Below are 20,070 nucleotides of genomic sequence, written 5' to 3'. Positions count from 1 at the left end.
GCGAATTAAAAGGAGGAAGGGGGCGGCCGCAGGCCGACGCCGGGGGAAATTCGCCCACAAGGGCACGGCGGCCCCGCACTCGCCCCACCGGCAGCCGCGTCTGCTGCAGCGCGCGCTCCCCTTGGATGGGAGAAGAACCAAAAAAAAGCCGCTTTCGCGGCTTTTTCCGTGCGTGCAGGCCGCAGCTATCCGATCGGGATCAGGGTTTCGATCACATGCTCGACGTAGGCCTCGAAGTCCTCGCGCGCCGGCTTGGGCTGCTGCAGCTGCAGCGACAGCTGCAGGAAGCCCACGTATGCCGCATAGGCCAGGCGCGCGCGATGCTGCGCGTCGGTACGGCTCAACCCGGCCTGGCGGAACGAAGCCACCAGGTACTCCAGGCGGCGATGCGACACACGGTCGATGACCGGGCGCACCATCGGGTGGTCCAGGGCCTTGAGCAGTTCGCTGTAGATGATGTGCGGCTGCACTTCGTGCGCCACCACCTGGAACAGCTGGCGCAGGCGCGCGCGCGGATCGGGCACGTCTTCCAGGCTGCCGAATACCTGTTCCTGTTCGAACAGTTCCCAGCGCTCCAGCGCCGCCTGCAGCAGCGCATCGCGCGAGGGGAAATGCCAGTAGAAACTGCCCTTGGTCACCCCGAGCCGGCGCGCCAGCGGCTCCACCGCCACGGCACCGACACCTTGTTCAGCGATGAGATCCAGGGCGGCCTGGGCCCAGTCTTCCGCGCTCAGGCGGCTGTTGCGGCCGGCACGCGGCTCGCCGGCGGTAGCTTCAGGTTCATTCATGCTGATGATTTAACCATACGCCGGGGTCGGTTTGTGTGGAATTGATCGACCCACCATACCTACCGGTATTGACACGCCCAAAGGCAGGTCCATACTAGCCGGTATGGTAACGCCCACCCTCCGCCTGACCGCCGCCCACGACACCGTGCTGGCTGCCACCCGCAGCGACCCCGGCCGCCGCGGCACCGTGCTGTTCGCCCACGGCTTCGGCCAGACCCGGCACGCCTGGACGAGCACGGCGCACGCACTGCAGGCCGCGGGCTACCAGACCCTGGCCTACGATGCGCGCGGCCATGGCGATTCGGACTGGAACCCGGCCACCCTGCCCTACCACGGCGAGCAGTTCGCCGATGACCTGATCGTGCTGGCCGGCGAACAGCCGCAGCCGCCGGTGCTGGTCGCCGCCTCGATGGGCGGGCTGTTCGGCCTGCTGGCCGAAGCGCGCTGGCCGGGCCTGTTTTCGGCGATGGTGCTGGTGGACATCACCCCGCGCTGGGACACGGCCGGGGTCGAAAAGATCCTGCAGTTCATGACCGCGCACCCGGACGGGTTCGCGACGCTGGAACAGGCCGCCGATGTGATCTCGGCCTACATGCCGCAACGTCCACGCAAGTCGGAGGACGCGCTGCGTGCGCTGCTGCGCGAGGACGGCCACGGCCGCTGGCGCTGGCATTGGGATCCGCGCCTGGTCGCGGAACTGGCACGCGACAGCGAACAGCACCAGGACGCGCTCGCCGAAGCAGCGCGCCAGGTCAAATGCCCGGTGCTGCTGGTCAGCGGCGGACGCAGCACCCTGGTCACCCCGCAGACGGTGGCCGAATTCCTGGCGTTGGTGCCGCACGCACGCCACGTGCAGCTTCCGGAGGCCACCCACATGGTCGCCGGCGACGACAACAACGCCTTTACCGCTACTGTGTTGGACTATCTGGACGTGTTGCCCTCGGCCTCCGCCGTGGCACTGTCCGCCACAACCGAGCACGTCACCGGAGCACGCTCATGAGCTATGTCGTTCCCTTCCTCGCCATCCTGCTGGCAGGCGCCATCGTCGCCTACCATCGGATGCGACTGATCACCTGGACGCTGGCCAGCCTGGCGCTGCTGGCGGCCTGCTGGTTCATTCCCTGGGTCAACCAGACCGCCACGATCGTGGCAGCGGCGATCGTCGCCGTCATCGCCGTACCGCTGCTGCTGCCGTTCATCCGCAAGCCGCTGCTGACCGCGCCGATGATGAAGGTGTTCCGCAAGGTGCTGCCGCCGCTGTCGCAGACCGAGCGCATCGCCCTGGAAACCGGCTCGGTCGGTTTCGAAGGCGAGCTGTTCACCGGTGACCCGGACTGGAACAAGCTGCTCAACTATCCCAAGCCGCAGCTCACCGCTGAAGAACAGGCCTTCCTGGATGGCCCGGTGGAAGAACTGTGCGCGATGGTCAACGACTGGGAGATCACCCACGTCCATGCCGACCTGCCGCCGGAACTGTGGGCCTTCATCAAGAAGAACAGGTTCTTCGGCATGATCATCCCGAAGGAATACGGCGGCCTGGGCTTCAGCGCGCTGGCCCACCACAAGGTGATCCAGAAGCTGGCGTCGGTGTCGAGCGTGGTCAGCTCCACCGTCGGCGTGCCGAATTCGCTGGGCCCGGGCGAACTGCTGGTGCATTACGGCACCCAGGAACAGAAGGACCAGTATCTGCCGCGCCTGGCCGACGGCCGCGAAGTGCCGTGCTTCGGCCTGACCGGTCCGTTCGCCGGTTCGGACGCGACCTCGATTCCCGATTACGGCATCGTCTGCAAGGGCGAGTGGAACGGCGAGCAGGTGCTCGGCGTCAGGCTGACCTTCGACAAGCGCTACATCACCCTGGCCCCGGTCGCGACGCTGATCGGCATGGCCTTCCGCATGTACGACCCGGACGGCCTGATCGGTTCGACCCGCGACATCGGCATCACCCTGGGCCTGCTGCCGCGCGACACCGCCGGCGTTGAAATCGGCCGCCGCCACTTCCCGCTGAACTCGACCTTCCAGAACGGTCCGATCCGCGGCAAGGACGTGTTCATTCCGCTCACCCAGCTGATCGGCGGTGCCGAGAAGGCCGGCAAGGGCTGGAACATGCTCAACGAGTGCCTGGCCGTGGGCCGCTCGATCACCCTGCCCTCGACCGCCAGCGGCGGTGCCAAGGCCGGCGCGGTGGTCACCGGTGCCTATGCGCGCATCCGCAAGCAGTTCGGCCTGTCGGTCGGCCGCTTCGAGGGCGTGGAAGAGGCGCTGGCGCGCATCGGCGGCAAGGCCTATGCGATCAGCGCGCTGTGCCAGGCCACTGCGGCGGCGGTGGACCGCGGCGACGTGCCGTCGGTGCCGTCGGCCATCGCCAAGTACCACTGCACCACCATGAGCCGTGAAGTGATCTCGGACGTGATGGACGTGATCGGCGGCAAGGGCATCATCCTGGGGCCGCGCAACTTCGCCGGCCGCAGCTGGCAGGCCGCGCCGATCGCGATCACGGTGGAAGGCGCGAACATCATGACCCGCAGCCTGCTGATCTTCGGCCAGGGTGCGATCCTCTGCCACCCGTGGGTGCTGCAGGAAATGAAGGCGGCGCAGGATCCGGACACCAAGGCCGGCCTGCAGTCCTTCGACCGCAGCCTGTTCGGGCACATCCGCTTCGGTATTTCCAACGCGGTGCGTTCGTTCTGGCTGGGCCTGACCGGTGCGCGCTTCGGCGCGGCCCCGGGCGATGCCTACACCCGCCGCTACTTCCGCAAGCTGGACCGGTATTCGGCCAACCTGGCGCTGATGGCGGACATCTCGATGATGACGCTGGGCGGCAAGCTGAAGTTCAAGGAATCGCTGTCGGGCCGCCTGGGCGACGTGCTGAGCCATGTGTACATGACCAGCGCGATGCTCAAGCGTTACCACGACGAAGGTGCACCGGTGGCCGACCAGCCGCTGCTGGCCTGGGCGTTCCATGACAGTGTGCACAAGATCGAGGAGTCGCTGTCGGCGGCGCTGCGCAACTTCCCGATCCGTCCGATCGGCTGGCTGATGTGGCTGCTGATCTTCCCGTTCGGCCGTCGTGCCGAGGCTCCGGGCGACCGCCTGGGCCACCGCGTGGCGGCGCTGCTGATGGCGCCGAACGAGGCCCGCGACCGCCTGGCCAGCGGGGTGTTCCTGACCCCGTGCGAGAACAACCCGGGTGGCCGCATCAACAGCTACCTGTCCAAGGCGATCATGGCCGAGCCGGTGGAGCGCAAGTTCCTCAAGGCGCTCAAGACCAAGGGCATCGAAGCGCTGGACTTCAACGCCCAGCTGGACGAGGCCGTGGCCGAGGGCGTGATCACCCAGGACGAGCGCACGCTGCTGGAAGAGCTGCGCACGCTGACCATGGATACGATCACGGTGGACGATTTCGAGCCGCACGAACTGCGTTCGGCCAGCTACTACGACCGCGAACGCAAGGACGCGCAGTCGCAGGAAGCGGCATAACGCCAGCCTCGATGGACCTCAAAACGGCGGACTTCGGTCCGCCGTTTTTCATTGCCCCTTGCTGTTTTTCCAGGAGACTTCCTGATGTCCGCGCCCCTCTTGACCCTCTACCGCCGCATGCAGCGCTGGCCGGCCGGCCAATGGCTGTTCTCGCGCGCGGTCTGCTTCAAGGCGCCCTACTTCGCCAGCATCGCGCCGCATATCACCGTGCTCGAACCGGGCCGCTGCGAAGGCCGCATCGCGCACCGGCGCCGGGTCACCAACCACATCGGCACCGTGCACGCGATCGCGCTGTGCAACCTGGCCGAGCTCACCGCCGGGCTGATGGTCGATGCCTCCCTGCCCAAGGGCATGCGCTGGATCCCCAAGGGCATGGAGGTGAAGTACCTGGCCAAGGCGACCGGTACGCAGCATGCGGTGGCCACGCCGGCGCAGCCTGTCGTCACCGCGGATGCAGGCTACGCGCTGCCGGTGAACGTGCAGATTTGCGACACCGCCGGAACAGTCGTGTTCGAAGCGCGGATTGATATGTGGATGTCGCCGGTCAAGCGCGGTTGACTTTGTGCGCGAAGAGCAGCGTTTCGGTTGATACGTGCTGGGGCGGCCGTCGGGCAGCCCCGATGGTGGGTCGTGTGCGGATGGAAAAACCAGGCACGCGCGGCGTGTCCCGAGGCGGTGCCCTCCTGCGGTAGGGTCGGTTCCCAAACGACCGCCCATGATGCCAACCCGCCCGGTAACGCATGAAAATAGAGCGGAGAACGCCGTTGCCGTCAAGGCAGCCGGGCAGAGCCCGGCTCTACGGGATTGCGTGCGACGGCGGTTATGCCGGCACGAACTGCCAGGCGATGACCGCCAGGATGGCCGGGAAGGCCTGGATGATGAAGATGCGCTTGTTGACGCTGTAGGCACCGTACACGCCCGCCACGATCACGCAGCCCAGCATGAAGTTCACCAGCATAGGCAGGTGGTCGAACAGGCCCCAGAACAGGCCCGCCGCCAGGAAGCCGTTGTAGAGGCCCTGGTTGGCCGCCAGCACGCGGGTGAGCTCCGCCTTCTCCGGCGTGTTGCGGAACGTCTTCAGGCCCAGCGGGCGCGTCCACAGGAACATTTCCAGCACCAGGAAGTACACGTGCAACAGCGCGACCACCAGGGTCAGGATTACCGCGGTCCAGTACATGCGCACACCTCGAACAAGTTGGAAACAGCTTACTCCGGCCGCTCGGCCGGCAGCTTCTTTTCTTCGCGCAGCAGCCCGAACGCCGCCATCGTCATGATCCCCGCCACCACCAGGCCGCCCGCGAACACCGCCCGCGAACCGAACAGCGACAGCCCCTTGTGCACCCACGCGAAGGTCAGGTCACCGGCCCGGTACACCACCGTGTCGATCGCCGCACCCGCCTTGTAGCGCCATTGCCGGTCCACCCGGGTGAAGATCGTCTCGCGGGCCGGCTTGGCCAGCGAGAACTCGCTGGCCCGCGTCAGCACCTGCACGATCGCCACCATCACCGGCAGCGGCGACGCCGCCAGCACCGAAAAGCCGGCGATGATCGCAAAGCCCGGGATTAGCAGCGCTGGCGCGATCCCGAAGCGCGACAGCAGCCAGCGCGTCACCCCCAGCTGCAGCACCAGCGTCAGCGCATTGATCGCCAGGTCGATCCGCGAATAGAACGCCGTACTCGCCGCCGGGTCCGTGTACAGGCGCCGCACGATCGACGCCTGCTCGTTGTACAGCAGCGTCCCGATCCCCACCCCGAACACCACCATCAGCGCCAGCCAGCGCAGCAGCGGCTCGCGCGCGATCAGTTTCAGCCCGTCCAGCACGCCCCCGCCCATCGGCGTTTCACCCGACACCAGCTGCTGCTCCCGCTCGCGCGCCACCGCCCACAGCCGCAGCCGCCAGATGCAGAACAGGCAGATGCACAGGAACCCCGCCGACACCAGCATCAGGTTGGCGATCCCTACCCGCTGCACCAGCGTCGAGGTGAGCGTCGGCCCGAGGAACGCCCCGATCGTCCCCGCCGCGCCGATATAGCCGTAGAACGCCCGCGCCTGCACGTTGGAGAACACGTCCGCCATGAAGCTCCAGAACACCGCCACCGCGAACAGGTTGAACACCGCCGCCCAGAAGAAGAACAGCATCCCCCGGCCCGGTACCCCGCTGTCGAACAGCACGTAGAAGCCCAGCAGCGTCGCGATGAAGAAGCCGTATACCAGCGGCAGGAACACCCGCCGCGGATAGCGGCTCACCAGCGCCCCGTACAGCGGCTGCAGCACCACCATGATCACGAACACACCGGTGAACAGCACCTGCAGCACGAAGTCCTGCAGCGCGATCCCGCGCCCCGCGAACCAGCCGATCAGGGCCGGCGGGAACACCGCCTGCAGGTCGGCCGACGCCGCCATCGCCTCGCGCACCGGGCGCAGCACGTAGTAGCCGCTGAGCAGGCAGAAGAAGTACACGCAGGCCCAGAGCAGCGGCGGCGACTGGCGCAGCGCCGCGCGCAGGCCGGTCGGCGCGGTCGGGGATGCGGTGGTCATGGCGTGGGCAATCCGGGCGAGGAAGCGCGCACGGTAAACGATGCACCGCAACATCGCCAGTGCGACCCGGTGCGGCAACGACTGCCTTATGCTGGTCCGAACACCGTTGGGGAACGGACATGTACGACTACATCATCGTCGGCGCCGGATCGGCTGGCTGCGTGCTGGCCAACCGGCTCAGCGACGACCCGCACTGCCGCGTGCTGCTGCTCGAAGCCGGCCCGCGCGACCGCAACCCCTTCATCCACATGCCGGCCGGCCTGGCCCGGCTGGTCAACAACCGCCGCATCAACTGGAACCTGTACACCGAACCGCAACCCGCCCTGGACGGGCGCCGCCTATGGTGGCCGCGCGGCAAGGTGCTCGGCGGCTCCAGCGCCATCAACGCCATGTGCTACATCCGCGGCGTCCCCGCCGACTACGACCGCTGGGCCGCCGCCGGTGCCACCGGCTGGGACTGGTCGCAGGTGCTGCCCTGGTTCCTGCACGGCGAAACCAACAGCCGCGGCGCCAGCGCCTTCCACGGCGACGCAGGCCCGCTGTCGGTGTCCGACCTGCGCCACCACAATCCGCTTTCCGACGCCTTCGTCGACGCCGCGGTCGAAGCCGGCCACCCGCGCAACGATGACTTCAACGGCGCCGACCAGCGCGGCGCCGGCCTGTACCAGGTCACCCAGCGCGACGGCGCGCGCTGCTCCAGCGCCACCGCCTACCTGCGGCCCGCGCGCGCGCGCCGCAACCTCACCGTGCTGACCGGCGCACGCGCGCGCATGCTGAGCTTCCGCGGCGATGCCGCCACCGGCGTGTACTACCACCACCGCGGCGCGCACCAGCATGCCCACGCCGCGCGCGAGGTCATCCTCAGCGCCGGCGCGGTGCATTCCCCGCACCTGTTGCTGCTGTCCGGGATCGGCCCGCAGCGGCAGCTGCGCGCCCACGGCATCAGCACCCGCCTCGATCTGCCCGGCGTCGGCGGCAACCTGCAGGACCACCTGGACATCTGCACCCTGGTGCACACCCATCCCGGGATCAGCTACGACCGCAGCAACCAGGCCCGGATAGCGTTCGACTACTTCCTGCGCGGTCGCCGCGGCGCCGGTACCAGCAACATCGCCGAAGCCGGTGGCTTCGCCCGCTCGCCACTGGCCCGCGACGCCGGTGCCGACGTGCAGTTCCACTTCGTGCCCGCCATGCTCGACGACCACGGCCGCCACCGCCTGCCCGGCGACGGTTACACCCTGCACGCGTGTGCGCTGCACCCGCGCAGCCGGGGGCGCATCCAGCTGCGCGATGCCGACCCCCGCTCGCCGCCGCGGATCGAGCCCAACTACCTTGGCGACGCCGAGGGCCACGACATGGCGATGATGAAGCACTGCGTGCACATGTCCCGGCACATCCTCGGCCAGCCCGCATTCGACCGCTGGCGCGGCGCGCCGATCTTCCCCACCCGCGCCGACCTGGACGACGCCGCGCTGGAGGCCTTCATCCGCGCCAAGGCCGAGACCATCTACCACCCGGTCGGCACCTGCGCGATCGGCCAGCACGCCGATGCCGTGGTCGACCCGCAGCTGCGCGTGCACGGCGCGCGCGGCCTGCGCGTCGTCGATGCCTCGGTCATGCCGACCCTGGTCAGCGGCAATACCAACGCCCCGACCCTGATGATCGCCGAGCGCGCCGCAGCGTGGCTGCGCGCTACCTGAACAGGCCCTTACATGGTCCGCCCCCCTCCCTGCAAAAACCGGGCCTTTTCAATGCGATACGCATTCATCTTCGCTTCGTTTGTGCAATCACGAAAAGCGGCGCTAGAATCGGCCCACGCAGCGCGCACAGGTCCCCACACGATGAATCAGAACAGCAGGCGCCGACCGATCCGTTCGGCGGCAACCGGGTTGTTGGGCATGCTGATGCCCATCGCCATGTCGTCCACCGCCCAGACCCCCGCGTTCCCGGTCAACATCGAGAACAGCGCGGCGCCTGCCATCGCGCACACCCAGCCTGCGGCCTACCGCGCCACCTCGACCAACCCCAAGGTGCTGCCGCCGGCCGCCGGGTTCAACGTGGCCAACATCGAAGCGATGGCGCAGCAGCTCACCTACGGCGAACGCGTGCCCGGCATGGCCGTGGCGATCGTGCAGGGCGGCCGCGTGCTCAGCGCGCGAGGCTATGGCGTCACCGACGTCAACAACCCGCAGATGGTCGACGCCCACACGGTGTTCCGCCTGGCCTCGTTGTCGAAGGCCTTCGCCGGCACCATGGCCGGGCTGCTGGTCAACGACGGCACCCTGCGCTGGGACAGCAAGGTCACCGACTACGTGCCCGGCTTCCAGCTCAACAGCCCCGAGGCGACCGAGCGGCTGACCGTGGCCGACGTGCTCAGCCACCGCGTTGGCCTGCCGTACAACGCCTACGACCGCGACGTGGAAGCCAACGCCGAGTACTACACGCTCACCCACAAGCTGGCCTCGACCTCGCTCAAGTGCCTGCCGGGCGACTGCTACGCGTACCAGAACGTGGCCTTCAGCCTGATCGGCGACGTGGTCTACGCCGCCTCCGGCAGCTTCTATGAGCAGTCGGTGGAACGTCGCCTGTTCAAACCGCTGGGCATGGACGACGCCAGCATGGGCCTGGCCGGCATCCAGGCAAGTTCGCGCTGGGCACGCCCGCACGTGCGCAGCCGCAACGGCTGGGTGTCGCTGACCCCGAAGCCCACCTACTACCGCCTTGCGCCTGCGGCCGGCGTCAACGCCAGCGCCGCGGACATGGCGCAGTGGCTGCTGGCGCACACCGGGCACCGCCCCGACGTGCTGCCTGCGCCGTTGCTGGCCACCCTGCATTCCACCCTGGTCAACACGCCGGGCGAGATGCGCTCGGGCTGGCGACGCGAGCGCCTGCATTCGGCCGGCTACGCACTGGGCTGGCGCAACTTCGATTACGCCGGGCATGAAGTGGTCTTCCACGCCGGCGCCGTGCAGGGCTACCGTGGCCTGGTGGCGCTGGTACCAGAGCGCGACCTCGGCATCGCCATCATGTGGAACGGCGAAAGCAGCCTGCCCAGCGGCCTGCTGCCCACCGTGCTCGACGCAGCGATGGGCCTGCCCGCGCAGCGCTGGCTGGACGTGGACACCGACTTCGGCAGCGACAACCTGATGACCGAGGACAGCAGCCCGGGCAAGAGGAAGGGCGTGTCGTCTGATCGGGCGGTGGCTTCGCCGCGGTAGTTGGCGACGGTTTTATCTTCTCGAACAAAGGCGGCCTACGGGTCGCCTTTTTTTTTGGGGCCGGCCGCTGGCCGGCTCCGGGACCGCCTGGGCCGACTGACAGTCGGCGCTACCGTCGGGATCAACGTTCGTTGATCCCTCGCGGGAGGGGATTTTTTTGCGCAGCAAAAAAAACCCCTCCCGCTGGGCGCCGGAAGGGGTTTCAGGTACGGCTATCGGGAATCGATCAGATCAGCGGTGCCGGGGTTGCCGGCAGCGCGACCGCTGCAGCCTTCTTCTTGCGGACCGCCGGCTTGCGCTTGGCGACCTTCTTCACTGCCTTCTTGGCCGACGCCTTCTTGGCGGCCGGCTTGCGCGCGGTAGCCTTCTTGGCGGTGGCCTTCTTGGCTACCTTGCGGACGGCCTTCTTGGCGGTCTTCTTGGCAGCGGCCTTCTTGGCTACCTTGCGGACGGCTTTCTTGGCGGTCTTCTTGGCGGCGGCCTTCTTGGCGGTCTTGCGGACTGCCTTCTTCGCCGTCTTCTTCACTGCCTTCTTCGCGGTCTTCTTGGCGGCGGCCTTCTTGGCGACCTTGCGGACCGCCTTCTTTGCCGTCTTCTTCACTGCCTTGCGGGCAGTCGCCTTCTTGGCTGCCTTCTTCACCGTCTTCTTGGCAGCCGCCTTCTTGGCTACCTTCTTCACGGCCTTCTTGGCAGCCGCCTTCTTGGCGACCTTCTTTACGGCCTTTTTCGCGGCCGGCTTTTTCTTCGCAGCTTTCTTGGTTGCCATGGGATGGCTCCTCGTCAGTGATCTATGGAGTTGAAACGCCCAGGTAAAGCAAACCCGCGGTTGTTGCCTGCGGGGACCGCCGTCGCGTCATGCGCGTCGTGACGGATACGGGGATACCGGCCAGTGGATGCCAGGCAGATATCGAATGTGGGGTGAGCTTGCGTTTCACCGGAGGAAGCGAACCCGACTCCACCGTCCTCGGACGTGCGGTGGATGACCTGGTTGTGCTTCGCGACTGGATGTCGATTCGGTTGGCTCGTTTCGCAGGCAAGGTCTGCTGGGCGAAACCTAATCACGCTTTTTTTGACTGTCAACAACCCCCGCGAAAAATTTTCACATGGCGGGCGTCCAATGCACCTCGCCTGCCGCCTCGTCGAGCACCCTGCGGCACCCGGTCGAACCGCTCCGGACACGCAGTCGCAGCGACGCGTTCGCCGACGCGCCGAAGGAAAAGCACTTAAAAGAAGCACTTTCGCCTGCGCCGCATGCGAGGCGCGTGCGCCAACGCATCGACGCGGCGTGCGCGGCGTCGGGCGCGCCGACGCTTCCCGCACGGCAGCACAACAGGGGCGAAAACTTTTCACATCCGGCAACGCTTTTTGCGTCCGGATTCGCGCAACTGCGCAAACTTTTGCCGCCCTCGCGGCGCGTGGATCTTGCCGGTTACGTGCATCGACGACCGTCCCGAGCGGCGCCGGGCAAAAAAAAACGGCCGCACCGGGCGGCCGTTTCTGTTCCAGCTGGCGAGGATCAGTTGTCCTCGTCGTCCAGCGTTCCGGCGTAGTCGTCCGGTTCCAGCAGGTCGTTCAACTCGTCCTTGTTGGACAGTTCGACCACGAACAGCCAGCCGTCGCCGTAGGCATCTTCGTTGATGGTTTCCGGCTTGTCGGCCAGGCCGCTGTTGACCTCGACCACGGTGCCGGAGACCGGGCTGTACACGTCCGAGGCAGCCTTGACCGACTCGACCACCGCGATCGCTTCGTTGGCCTTCGCATCGGCGCCGACTTCCGGCAGCTCGACATAGACCAGGTCGCCCAGCAGGCCCTGGGCATGGTCGGAAATGCCGACGGTGACGCGGCCGTTGCCTTCGACGCGCGCCCACTCGTGGGACTTGAGGAATTTGAGGTCGCCGGGGATCTCGCTCATGGCACTGCTCCGAAAAATTTCAGGGGGGTCAGGGAAACGGGGGTAGTGTAACCACCGGCGCCTGCCTGTCGACAGCAGGCGCCGGGCAGAACATGCGGGCTCAGCCGTCGCCCAGCACGCCAGGCTGGGCCTGGCCTTCGCGCACGAACGGGAATTTCACCACGCGCACCGGCACCTGCCTGCCGCGGATGTCCACGTGCACCTGGCCCAGCTCACCGGCCGGCACGCGCGCGAACGCGATGCCCTTGCCCAGGGTCGGCGAGAACGTACCGGACAGGATCTCGCCGCTGCCGCTGGCGGTCAGAACCACCTGGCCGTGGCGCAGCACGCCCTTCTCGTCCATCACCAGGCCGATCATCTGGCGGGCATCGCCGGCTGCCTTCTGTGCTTCAAGGACGTCGCGACCGATGAAGTCGCGGCCTTCGTCCAGTGCCACGGTCCAGGCCAGCGCCGCCTCGAACGGGCTGATCGCCTCGTCCATGTCCTGGCCATACAGGTTCATGCCCGCTTCCAGGCGCAGCGTGTCGCGCGCACCCAGTCCGGCCGGCCGCACGCCGGCCGACGCCAGCGCGTTCCAGAACGCGACCACCTGGTCCTGTGCGACCAGGATCTCGAAGCCGTCTTCGCCGGTGTAACCGGTGCGGGCGACGAACAGCGGCGCGCCGCTGGCGGCGGTGGCTTCGACCGCGGCGAAACGACCCAGCTTCTGCAGCGCGGCACGGTCACCTTCTGCGACCAGGCCGATCACCTTGTCGCGCGCTGTCGGGCCCTGCACCGCGATGATGGCCAGGTCTTCGCGCTCGGTCACCTGCACGTCGAAGGCGGCGGCCTGCTCGCGGATCCAGGCCAGGTCCTTCTCACGGGTGGAGGCGTTGACCACCATGCGGAAGAAGTCGTCGGCCAGGTAGTAGACGATCAGGTCGTCGATCACCCCGCCCTGCGCGTTGAGCATGCAGGAGTACAGCGCCTTGCCCGGCACCTTCAGCTTGTCCACCGAGTTGGCCAGCAGGCGGCGCAGGAATGCGCGCACGTCCCCGCCACGCAGGTCGACAACGGTCATGTGGCTGACGTCGAACATGCCGGCGTCGGCACGCACCAGATGGTGCTCGTCCAACTGCGACCCGTAATGGATGGGCATGTCCCAACCGCCGAAATCGACCATTTTGGCGCCGAGCGCGCGGTGGGTATCGTTGAGTAGCGTCTTCTGGGTCATGACCACGGTCCGGGGGATGAAAATGCAGGTCGTCATTATCCCAGAACCGCTCCGTCAACGCCTGCGGCGGTGCGCCATCCCTCGTTGTCCGGCATTGCGCAGCCACGCAGGGCGTGGCTCTACGCCAGAGCCCGGATTGCCACCGTAGAGCGCAGCCACGCAGGGCGTGGCTCTACGCCAGCGCCCGCATTGCCACCGTAGAGCCACGCCTTGCGTGGCTGCACCGTCAGGCCTCTTGGACTTTCAGCGTCATCCCATCCACGGCCACCACGCGCACCGGCGTCCCCGCCGGCAGGTCGGGCCCGGCGACCACCCAGAACGCATCGTCGACCTTGGCCCGGCCCTTGCCGACGATGATCGGCTGGTCGAGCACCACCACCCGCCCGACCAGCTGCTCGGCGCGGCGGTTCAACAGCGGCGCGTCGCTCGCACGCGCGCGCTTGCGCCACCACTGCCGGTAGCACTGGATCGACACCACGCTGAGCAGCACGAAGGCGACCACCTGCCACAGCAGCGGGATGTCGGCGAACACCGCGACCAGCACGAACACGGCGGCGGCACCAATGCCGATCCACAGCATGAACGCGCCCGGCGCGAGCGCCTCGGCGGCGAACAGCACCAGCGCCAGCGCGCCCCACCCGACCACTTCCCAGCGCATCTCAGCCTCCGATGCGCGGCGGCACCGCGCGCGTGGTCTTCTTCTCTTCCTGGCGGGCGAACGCTTCCTTGGCCAGTTCGGCGACGCCGGCGATGGACCCGATCACGCCACTGGCCTCCATCGGCATCAGCACCAGCTTCTGGTTCGGCGAGGTGGCCAGTTCCTTGAACGCTTCCACGTACTTCTGCGCGATGAAGTAGTTGATGGCCTGCACGTCCCCCTTTGCGATCGCCCCGGACACCATTTCCGTGGCCTTGGCTTCGGCCTCGGCCAGGCGCTCGCGCGCTTCCGCATCGCGGAACGCGGCTTCCTTGCGGCCTTCCGCTTCCAGCACCGCCGCCTGCTTTTCGCCTTCGGCGCGCAGGATCTCGGACTGGCGGGAACCTTCGGCTTCGAGGATCTGCGCGCGCTTTTCGCGTTCGGCCTTCATCTGCCGCGCCATCGCATCAAGCAGGTCGCGCGGTGGCTGGATGTCGCGGATCTCGATGCGGTTGACCTTCACTCCCCACGGGTTGGTGGCATGGTCGACCACGCTGAGCAGCTGCGCGTTGATCACCTCGCGCTGGCTGAGCGATTCGTCCAGGTCCATCGAACCGATCACGGTACGGATGTTGGTCTGCACCAGCGCGATCATCGCCACTTCCAGGTTGGCGACCTCGTAGGCGGCCTTGGAGGCATCGAGCACCTGGAAGAACACCACCCCGTCCACGCGCACCGCGGCGTTGTCCTTGGTGATCACTTCCTGGCTGGGCACGTCGAGCACCTGCTCCATCATGTTCACCTTGCGGCCGACGCCGTACACGATGGGGATCAGGAAGTGCAGGCCGGGGGACATGGTGTGGGTGTAGCGGCCGAAGCGCTCCACCGTCCATTCGTAGCCCTGCGGCACCATGCGCACGGCCTTGAACAGGATCACCACGGCCACGAAGGCCAGGATCAATGAAAACAGCACGGTCGGAAACATCGGCTACTCCTTTCCCTGGGTAACCCCGAATATACCGCCGAATGCGCCGGGTGCCGCCTCAGGCCGCGCGCGGCGCGAACATGATCACCGCCATGCCGGTCAGGCACAGCCCGACGCCGAGCAGGTCCCAGCGGCCTGGTCGGATGCCGTCCACCACCCACAGCCAGGCCAGCGCGGTGCCGATATAGACACCGCCGTACGCCGCATACACGCGCCCGCTGGCGGCCGGGTGCAGGGTCAGCAGCCATGCGAACAGGGCCAGGCTGGCGGCCGCCGGCAACAGCAGCCAGGCGCTGCCATCGCGGCGCAGCCACAGCCACGGCAGGTAACAGCCGACGATCTCGGCCACGGCGGTCAGCACGAACAGCAGCAGGGTTTTCACGGCGTGCCTTCGGCAGCCTTGGCCTGCTCCCAGAGCCGTTCCTGCGCCGCCAGGTCGAGCGCGGCCATGGCCTGGCCGGCAGCCGCGGCCTGCGCTTCCATCGCGCGGAAACGGCGCTCGAACTTGTGGTTGGCCTGGCGCAGCGCCGCGCCCACGTCGACGCCGGCATGCCGCGCCAGGTTCGCGCAGACGAACAGCAGGTCGCCCAGTTCTTCCTGCAGCCGCGCCTGGTTGTCCTGCACCGGTCCGCGCGCGAACTCGGCGGCCACTTCGTCCAGCTCCTCGCGCGCCTTCTCGAGCACCGGAGCGGGGCCCGGCCAGTCGAAGCCGACCCGCGCCGCGCGCGCCTGCAGCTTCATCGCGCGCTGCCATTCCGGCAGCCCGCGCGCGATCCCGGCCAGCGCCGAGGGGTCGGCATCGCCCTTGGCGGCGCGCTCCTGGCGCTTGATCGCTTCCCAGTTGCTGTTGACGTCTTCAGCCCCTTTGACCTGGACCTGCGCAAACACGTGCGGGTGCCGGCGCTGCAGCTTGTCGCTGATCGCGCGGGCCACCTCGGCAAAGCCGAAGGCGCCCTGCTCGCTGGCCATCTGCGCATGGAACACCACCTGCAGCAGCAGGTCGCCGAGTTCATCGCAGAGATCGTCGAGGTCGCCCCGGTCGATCGCGTCGGCCACTTCGTAGGCTTCTTCGATGGTGTACGGGGCGATGCTGGCGAAATCCTGCTGCAGGTCCCACGGGCAACCGTCCCGGGGATCGCGCAGGCGCGCCATGATGCCCAGCAGGCGGTCGAGTTCGGCAGGTGCGGACATCAGTGCTCCGGTCAGTCGGGAAGCCAGCTGCGCCACGGCAGGCGGGTGTCGCCCAGGGCGATGAAATCGCCATTCAACAGGCTTTCGCGGCGGTTGTAGCGGAACGGCTTGCCGGTGGCGGCGGACAGCACCGCTCCGCCGGCGGCATGCAGCACGCACTGGCCGGCGGCGGTGTCCCATTCAGCGGTCGGGCCCAACCGCGGGTAGACGTCCAGCGTGCCCTCGGCCAGCCGACAGAACTTCAGCGACGAGCCCTGCGCCACCACCTCGATCTCGCCCATGCGCTCGAGCAGCGCCTGGGTCTGCGGGCTGCGGTGCGAGCGGCTGGCAGCCACCTGCAGCGGCGGCAGCGCCGGGGTACGGGTGCGCAGCACGGAGTCGTGCATGCCGTCACGGCGATAGGCCAGTTCGCCGCGCATGGCGTGCCACGCGACGCCGCTGACCGGGGCCAGGACCACGCCGAAGGCGGGTGCGCCCTGGTAGATCAGCGCGATGTTGACGCTGAACTCGTCGTTGCGTTTGACGAACTCGCGGGTGCCGTCGAGCGGGTCGACCAGCCAATACGCGCCCCAGTGCCGACGCACCTCCCACGGCACCTGCGCCGATTCCTCGGACAGGATCGGCAGGTCCGGGGTGAGCTGGCCGAGTCCACGCAGGATCACCTGGTTGGCGGCAAGGTCGGCGGCGGTCACCGGGCTGCTATCGGACTTGATCTCGACATCGAACGGCCGGGCGTACACGTCCATGATCGACGCGGCGGCATCCTGGGCGATGGCGATCACCGTTTCGCGCAACGCGGTGGTGAGTTTGATCATTCCCCGCGTTCCAGCCACTGCCGGGCGATGAACAGCGCAGCCAGCGAGCGCCCTTCGGAGAAGTCCTCGCGCAGCATCAGCTGGTCCAGGTCGGCCAGTTTCCACGGCACCACTTCCAGCTCTTCGGGCTCATCGCCGACCAGCCGTTCGGGGTACAGGTCGCGCGCCACCACCAGCCAGGACAGGTGGCTCATGTAGGTCGGGGCCAGGGTCATCGCGCGCAGCACGTCGATCCGGCGCGCACCGTAGCCGGCTTCTTCCTTCAGTTCGCGGTCGGCCGCCTGCGCCGGGGTTTCGCCGGCATCGATGCGGCCCTTGACCAGCCCCAGCTCGTAACGGTGCACGCCGGCCGCGTATTCACGCACCAGCAGCACGGTCTCATCGTCGAGCATCGGCACCACCACCACCGCACCGTGGCCACGGCTGACCAGGCGTTCGAAGCGGCGGCGTTCGCCGTTGGAGAACTCCAGGTCCAGGTGCTGGCGCTGGAACGGGCCGCTTTCCTCGTCCGTGATCTGGTGGATGGTGGGCAACGGACGGGTCATGCGAACTGGCTCTTGGAGATCGATAGAATGCAGGCAGGTGAAAACGTGTCCATGAGCCCGAAATGCTAGCAGACCCAGCCCCCCTCACGCTGGCCGACCAGTGGCGGCAACGCGACCTGGCCGTGCTGTGGCACCCGTGCACGCAGATGCGTGAACATCCTGACACCTTGCCGCTGGTGCCGATTGCACGAGGTGAAGGCCCGTGGCTGATCGATCATGACGGCCACCGCTACCTTGACGCGGTCAGCAGCTGGTGGACCAATCTGTTCGGCCACGCCGAACCGCGCATCGGCGCGGCCATCGCGCGCCAGGCGACCCAGCTGGAACAGGTGATGCTGGCCGGTTTCAGCCACGAGCCGGCGGTGCAGCTGGCCGAGCGACTGCTGGCGATCGCGCCGCGCCAGGCCGGGCGTGCGCCGCTGTCGAAGGTGTTCTTCGCCGACAACGGGTCAGCCGGGGTCGAAGTGGCGCTGAAGATGGCCTTCCATTATTTCCACAACCGCGGCGAACCGCAGCGCACCCGCTTCGTGGCGCTGGAAAACGGCTACCACGGCGAAACCCTGGGCGCGTTGTCGGTGGGCGACATCCCGCTGTATCGCCGCGTGTACGCGCCGCTGTTGAGCGAAGCGCTGTTCGCGCCGTCGCCGGACGCGTACCTGGCCGAACCCGGGCAGAGCGCGGCGCAGCGTGCGCATGAAGCGGCCGACCGGCTGGCCGACCTGTTCGACCGGCACCCGGGCGAGATCTGCGCGGTGATCCTGGAACCGCGCCTGCAGTGCGCCGGCGGCATGCGCATGCACGACCCGGTGTACCTGAAGCGCGCGCGCGAACTGTGCGATGCCAACGGCGCGTTCCTGATCGCCGACGAGATCGCCACCGGGTTTGGCCGCACCGGCACCCTGTTCGCCTGTGAACAGGCCGGGGTGATGCCCGACCTGCTGTGCCTGTCCAAGGGCCTGACCGGCGGCTTCCTGCCGCTGGCGGCGGTGCTGGCCACCCAGGCGCTGTACGACGCCTTCCTGGACGACAGCCGCGAACGCGCCTTCCTGCATTCGCACAGCTACACCGGCAATCCGCTCGCATGCGCCGCCGCGCTGGCCACGCTGGACATCTTCGCGAGCGAAGACGTGATCGCGCGCAACCGAAGCACGGCTGAGGTCATGCGCGCCCTCGCGGCGCCGTTCACCGACCACCCGCACGTGGCCGACGTGCGCCAGGCCGGCATGGTGGTGGCGTTCGAACTGACCCGCAATGGCGACAAGCGCACGCCCTTCCCTGCCGCCGCGCGGGTCGGGCTGAAGGCCTACAACGCGGCCCTGCGCCGGGGCGTGGTGCTGCGCCCGCTGGGCAACGTGCTGTACTGGATGCCTCCCTACTGCGTGGAGGACGAACACCTGGACCTGCTGGCCCAGACCACCCTGGCTGCCATCGAGGAAGCTGTTGCATGCGCCTGACCCGTTCCCATGTTGATCTTCCGCTGGCCGTGGGCCACACCGTGTCATTACCCGAAGAGGTAGCCAACCACCTGGTGCGGGTGATGCGCCTGCGCGAAGGCGACGGCTGCGTGCTGTTCAATGGCGACGGCCACGACTACAGCGCCACGCTGGTCGAGTCGGGCAAGCGCGAGGCACGCGTGCAGGTGGTGGCGGCGCAGCCGGTGGACAACGAATCGCCCCTGCCGGTCACCCTGCTGCAGGGCATCGCACGCGGCGAGAAGATGGACCTGATCCTGCAGAAGGCCACCGAACTGGGCGTTCAGGCGATCGTGCCGGTCAATGCCGAACGCACCGAGGTCAAGCTGGACGCGGCGCGCGCGGAGAAGCGGCTGGCGCATTGGCGCAGCGTGGTGGTGTCGGCCTGCGGGCAGTCCGGGCGTGCGCGGGTGCCCAGCGTGGCGCCCCCGCAGGGTGTGCAGGAGGCGGCCCGGGCGATGCCCGGGGCGGCGCTGAAGCTGACCCTGGATCCGCAGGGCGAACACCGCCTGTCGACGCTGGAGTCGGCGCCGGGCGGCGTGGTCATCGCGATCGGGCCCGAGGGCGGCTGGTCGCCGCGCGACCGGCAGGCGTTGGCGGCGGCCGGGTTCCAGGGGTTGCAGCTGGGGCCGCGCATCCTGCGCACGGAAACCGCCGGGTTGGCCGCGATCGCGGCATTGCAGGCGCGATTGGGCGACCTGGGCTGAAAGCGAGCCACGACCGACGGTCGTGGCCTACCGACCGGGCCGTGGTTGGATCTGATCCCATCACCGGTAGGTATCGACCGTTGGTCGATACCCGCTCAATTCACCGGGTGCGCTTCGTCCAACGCCGCTTCCAGCGCGTCCAGGTCCGGCAACAGCGCGCTCTGCTCGCCCAGCAGCACGCGCATGTGCACGCCCTGCGGCAGGGTTTCCTCCGAGGCGTCGGCCAGCAGGCCGTCGCGCGGGACCGAGATCAACTGCGGGAAGGTCTGGGTCAGCAGGGCGAAGTAAGGGCGCCTGGCATTGCCGCCCAGCGCCTTCAGCACGACCACCTTGTTCTTGCTCACCACCGGCTCTTCGCCCTGGCCGGACAGGCGCGCGAACGACATCAGCGGGACCTCCCAGCCGTGCCACTCGATCTGACCCAGCAACCAGGCGGGCGCATCGGGAATCGAGGCCACCGGTACGTTGGACATCATTTCGGCCACGGTGGCGTTCGGCAGCAGCACGCGCTCGGTGCCGGCCTGGATCAGTACTCCGCGGATTTCGTCGTTGCTGGCGTAGCTCATGGTGTG

The 20,070-nt window shown here is 67.9% G+C and carries 20 protein-coding genes; 8 read left to right on the top strand and 12 right to left on the bottom strand.

What is annotated here, in order from left to right; translation table 11 throughout:
- Positions 1 to 185 precede the first annotated feature (185 nt).
- Positions 186 to 788 carry a TetR/AcrR family transcriptional regulator gene (locus FSZ13_RS10640; RefSeq protein WP_070209681.1) on the bottom strand — a complete coding sequence of 201 codons (603 nt, stop codon included), beginning with the start codon at positions 786 to 788 and terminating at the stop codon, positions 186 to 188.
- Between the two features lie 103 nt (positions 789 to 891).
- Here FSZ13_RS10640 and FSZ13_RS10635 point away from each other — a divergent pair, with 103 nt between their 5' ends.
- The 3 genes from FSZ13_RS10635 to FSZ13_RS10625 all read left to right on the top strand — a co-directional run bounded on the left by FSZ13_RS10635 (position 892) and on the right by FSZ13_RS10625 (position 4,823).
- Positions 892 to 1,788 (top strand): alpha/beta fold hydrolase, encoded by an 897-nt coding sequence (locus tag FSZ13_RS10635; protein WP_145479479.1) that lies wholly within the window; start codon positions 892 to 894, stop codon positions 1,786 to 1,788.
- Positions 1,785 to 4,265, top strand: coding sequence for an acyl-CoA dehydrogenase (locus FSZ13_RS10630; protein ID WP_145479478.1), 2,481 nt, complete (start codon positions 1,785 to 1,787; stop codon positions 4,263 to 4,265). Before FSZ13_RS10635 ends, FSZ13_RS10630 begins: the two co-directional genes overlap by 4 nt.
- A gap of 84 nt (positions 4,266 to 4,349) precedes the next feature.
- Entirely contained in the window at positions 4,350 to 4,823 is a 474-nt protein-coding gene (locus FSZ13_RS10625) for a hotdog fold domain-containing protein (protein WP_145479477.1), read from the top strand.
- Positions 4,824 to 5,085: 262 nt separating this feature from the next.
- Here FSZ13_RS10625 and FSZ13_RS10620 read toward each other — a convergent pair whose 3' ends face one another.
- The gene (locus tag FSZ13_RS10620; RefSeq protein WP_145479476.1) at positions 5,086 to 5,442 is read right to left on the bottom strand and encodes a DUF1304 domain-containing protein; all 357 of its coding nucleotides are present in this window, start codon (positions 5,440 to 5,442) and stop codon (positions 5,086 to 5,088) included.
- Positions 5,443 to 5,471: 29 nt separating this feature from the next.
- On the bottom strand, positions 5,472 to 6,803 hold the full coding sequence (locus FSZ13_RS10615; RefSeq protein WP_145479475.1) for an NTP/NDP exchange transporter: 1,332 nt from the start codon (positions 6,801 to 6,803) through the stop codon (positions 5,472 to 5,474).
- 119 nt (positions 6,804 to 6,922) lie between these two features.
- Here FSZ13_RS10615 and FSZ13_RS10610 point away from each other — a divergent pair, with 119 nt between their 5' ends.
- From FSZ13_RS10610 to FSZ13_RS18865, 3 genes are all read left to right on the top strand, one after another.
- Positions 6,923 to 8,503 carry a GMC family oxidoreductase gene (locus FSZ13_RS10610; RefSeq protein WP_145479474.1) on the top strand — a complete coding sequence of 527 codons (1,581 nt, stop codon included), beginning with the start codon at positions 6,923 to 6,925 and terminating at the stop codon, positions 8,501 to 8,503.
- Between the two features lie 141 nt (positions 8,504 to 8,644).
- Positions 8,645 to 10,021, top strand: a complete 1,377-nt coding sequence (locus FSZ13_RS10605; protein ID WP_145479473.1) for a serine hydrolase domain-containing protein — start codon at positions 8,645 to 8,647, stop codon at positions 10,019 to 10,021.
- Positions 10,022 to 10,371: 350 nt separating this feature from the next.
- Entirely contained in the window at positions 10,372 to 10,821 is a 450-nt protein-coding gene (locus tag FSZ13_RS18865; RefSeq protein WP_428999989.1) for a hypothetical protein, read from the top strand.
- Positions 10,822 to 11,537: 716 nt separating this feature from the next.
- Here the strand turns inward: FSZ13_RS18865 and gcvH are convergent.
- The 8 genes from gcvH to nudE form a co-directional block, all read right to left on the bottom strand.
- The gene (gcvH, locus tag FSZ13_RS10595) at positions 11,538 to 11,933 is read right to left on the bottom strand and encodes a glycine cleavage system protein GcvH (protein WP_145479471.1); all 396 of its coding nucleotides are present in this window, start codon (positions 11,931 to 11,933) and stop codon (positions 11,538 to 11,540) included.
- 100 nt (positions 11,934 to 12,033) lie between these two features.
- On the bottom strand, positions 12,034 to 13,146 hold the full coding sequence (gcvT, locus tag FSZ13_RS10590; RefSeq protein ID WP_145479470.1) for a glycine cleavage system aminomethyltransferase GcvT: 1,113 nt from the start codon (positions 13,144 to 13,146) through the stop codon (positions 12,034 to 12,036).
- A 226-nt stretch (positions 13,147 to 13,372) separates the two neighbouring features.
- Complete coding sequence (locus FSZ13_RS10585) at positions 13,373 to 13,804, bottom strand: NfeD family protein (RefSeq protein ID WP_145479469.1); 432 nt, start codon at positions 13,802 to 13,804, stop codon at positions 13,373 to 13,375.
- A 1-nt stretch (position 13,805) separates the two neighbouring features.
- A complete protein-coding gene (locus FSZ13_RS10580) occupies positions 13,806 to 14,768 on the bottom strand; it encodes an SPFH domain-containing protein (protein WP_145479468.1) in 963 nt (320 codons plus the stop codon).
- A 58-nt stretch (positions 14,769 to 14,826) separates the two neighbouring features.
- Positions 14,827 to 15,150 (bottom strand): YnfA family protein, encoded by a 324-nt coding sequence (locus FSZ13_RS10575; protein WP_145479467.1) that lies wholly within the window; start codon positions 15,148 to 15,150, stop codon positions 14,827 to 14,829.
- Positions 15,147 to 15,959: a nucleoside triphosphate pyrophosphohydrolase gene (gene mazG, locus FSZ13_RS10570; RefSeq protein ID WP_145479466.1), complete on the bottom strand. Its 813-nt coding sequence runs from the start codon at positions 15,957 to 15,959 to the stop codon at positions 15,147 to 15,149. Before mazG ends, FSZ13_RS10575 begins: the two co-directional genes overlap by 4 nt.
- 11 nt (positions 15,960 to 15,970) lie before the next feature.
- Positions 15,971 to 16,774: a 3'(2'),5'-bisphosphate nucleotidase CysQ gene (cysQ, locus tag FSZ13_RS10565; RefSeq protein ID WP_145479465.1), complete on the bottom strand. Its 804-nt coding sequence runs from the start codon at positions 16,772 to 16,774 to the stop codon at positions 15,971 to 15,973.
- On the bottom strand, positions 16,771 to 17,319 hold the full coding sequence (nudE, locus tag FSZ13_RS10560; protein ID WP_145479464.1) for an ADP compounds hydrolase NudE: 549 nt from the start codon (positions 17,317 to 17,319) through the stop codon (positions 16,771 to 16,773). The genes cysQ and nudE overlap by 4 nt, the downstream gene beginning before the upstream one ends.
- 62 nt (positions 17,320 to 17,381) lie before the next feature.
- Between nudE and bioA the strand changes: the two genes are divergently transcribed.
- Positions 17,382 to 18,773, top strand: coding sequence for an adenosylmethionine--8-amino-7-oxononanoate transaminase (gene bioA / locus FSZ13_RS10555; RefSeq protein ID WP_145479463.1), 1,392 nt, complete (start codon positions 17,382 to 17,384; stop codon positions 18,771 to 18,773).
- Positions 18,764 to 19,498, top strand: coding sequence for a 16S rRNA (uracil(1498)-N(3))-methyltransferase (locus tag FSZ13_RS10550; RefSeq protein ID WP_145479462.1), 735 nt, complete (start codon positions 18,764 to 18,766; stop codon positions 19,496 to 19,498). Before bioA ends, FSZ13_RS10550 begins: the two co-directional genes overlap by 10 nt.
- Positions 19,499 to 19,593: 95 nt before the next feature.
- On the opposite strand, the gene FSZ13_RS10545 is transcribed toward FSZ13_RS10550, so the two are convergent.
- Positions 19,594 to 20,064, bottom strand: coding sequence for a chemotaxis protein CheW (locus tag FSZ13_RS10545; RefSeq protein ID WP_145479461.1), 471 nt, complete (start codon positions 20,062 to 20,064; stop codon positions 19,594 to 19,596).
- Positions 20,065 to 20,070: the final 6 nt, after the last annotated feature.

Source organism: Stenotrophomonas rhizophila, from assembly GCF_007667275.1.
GTDB lineage: Bacteria > Pseudomonadota > Gammaproteobacteria > Xanthomonadales > Xanthomonadaceae > Stenotrophomonas > Stenotrophomonas maltophilia_AE.
Note: the sequence above shows the minus strand (reverse complement) of the source record. Positions and strands in the feature narration are given on the sequence as shown.

Bases quoted from the DNA above. Each gene is read 5' to 3' on its own strand.
- FSZ13_RS10640 (WP_070209681.1), bottom strand. From the start codon at position 788: ATGAATGAACCTGAAGCTACCGCCGGCGAGCCGCGTGCCGGCCGCAAC.
- FSZ13_RS10635 (WP_145479479.1), top strand. From the start codon at position 892: ATGGTAACGCCCACCCTCCGCCTGACCGCCGCCCACGACACCGTGCTG.
- FSZ13_RS10630 (WP_145479478.1), top strand. From the start codon at position 1,785: ATGAGCTATGTCGTTCCCTTCCTCGCCATCCTGCTGGCAGGCGCCATC.
- FSZ13_RS10625 (WP_145479477.1), top strand. From the start codon at position 4,350: ATGTCCGCGCCCCTCTTGACCCTCTACCGCCGCATGCAGCGCTGGCCG.
- FSZ13_RS10620 (WP_145479476.1), bottom strand. From the start codon at position 5,442: ATGTACTGGACCGCGGTAATCCTGACCCTGGTGGTCGCGCTGTTGCAC.
- FSZ13_RS10615 (WP_145479475.1), bottom strand. From the start codon at position 6,803: ATGACCACCGCATCCCCGACCGCGCCGACCGGCCTGCGCGCGGCGCTG.
- FSZ13_RS10610 (WP_145479474.1), top strand. From the start codon at position 6,923: ATGTACGACTACATCATCGTCGGCGCCGGATCGGCTGGCTGCGTGCTG.
- FSZ13_RS10605 (WP_145479473.1), top strand. From the start codon at position 8,645: ATGAATCAGAACAGCAGGCGCCGACCGATCCGTTCGGCGGCAACCGGG.
- gcvH (WP_145479471.1), bottom strand. From the start codon at position 11,933: ATGAGCGAGATCCCCGGCGACCTCAAATTCCTCAAGTCCCACGAGTGG.
- gcvT (WP_145479470.1), bottom strand. From the start codon at position 13,146: ATGACCCAGAAGACGCTACTCAACGATACCCACCGCGCGCTCGGCGCC.
- FSZ13_RS10585 (WP_145479469.1), bottom strand. From the start codon at position 13,804: ATGCGCTGGGAAGTGGTCGGGTGGGGCGCGCTGGCGCTGGTGCTGTTC.
- FSZ13_RS10580 (WP_145479468.1), bottom strand. From the start codon at position 14,768: ATGTTTCCGACCGTGCTGTTTTCATTGATCCTGGCCTTCGTGGCCGTG.
- mazG (WP_145479466.1), bottom strand. From the start codon at position 15,959: ATGTCCGCACCTGCCGAACTCGACCGCCTGCTGGGCATCATGGCGCGC.
- cysQ (WP_145479465.1), bottom strand. From the start codon at position 16,774: ATGATCAAACTCACCACCGCGTTGCGCGAAACGGTGATCGCCATCGCC.
- nudE (WP_145479464.1), bottom strand. From the start codon at position 17,319: ATGACCCGTCCGTTGCCCACCATCCACCAGATCACGGACGAGGAAAGC.
- bioA (WP_145479463.1), top strand. From the start codon at position 17,382: ATGCTAGCAGACCCAGCCCCCCTCACGCTGGCCGACCAGTGGCGGCAA.
- FSZ13_RS10550 (WP_145479462.1), top strand. From the start codon at position 18,764: ATGCGCCTGACCCGTTCCCATGTTGATCTTCCGCTGGCCGTGGGCCAC.
- FSZ13_RS10545 (WP_145479461.1), bottom strand. From the start codon at position 20,064: ATGAGCTACGCCAGCAACGACGAAATCCGCGGAGTACTGATCCAGGCC.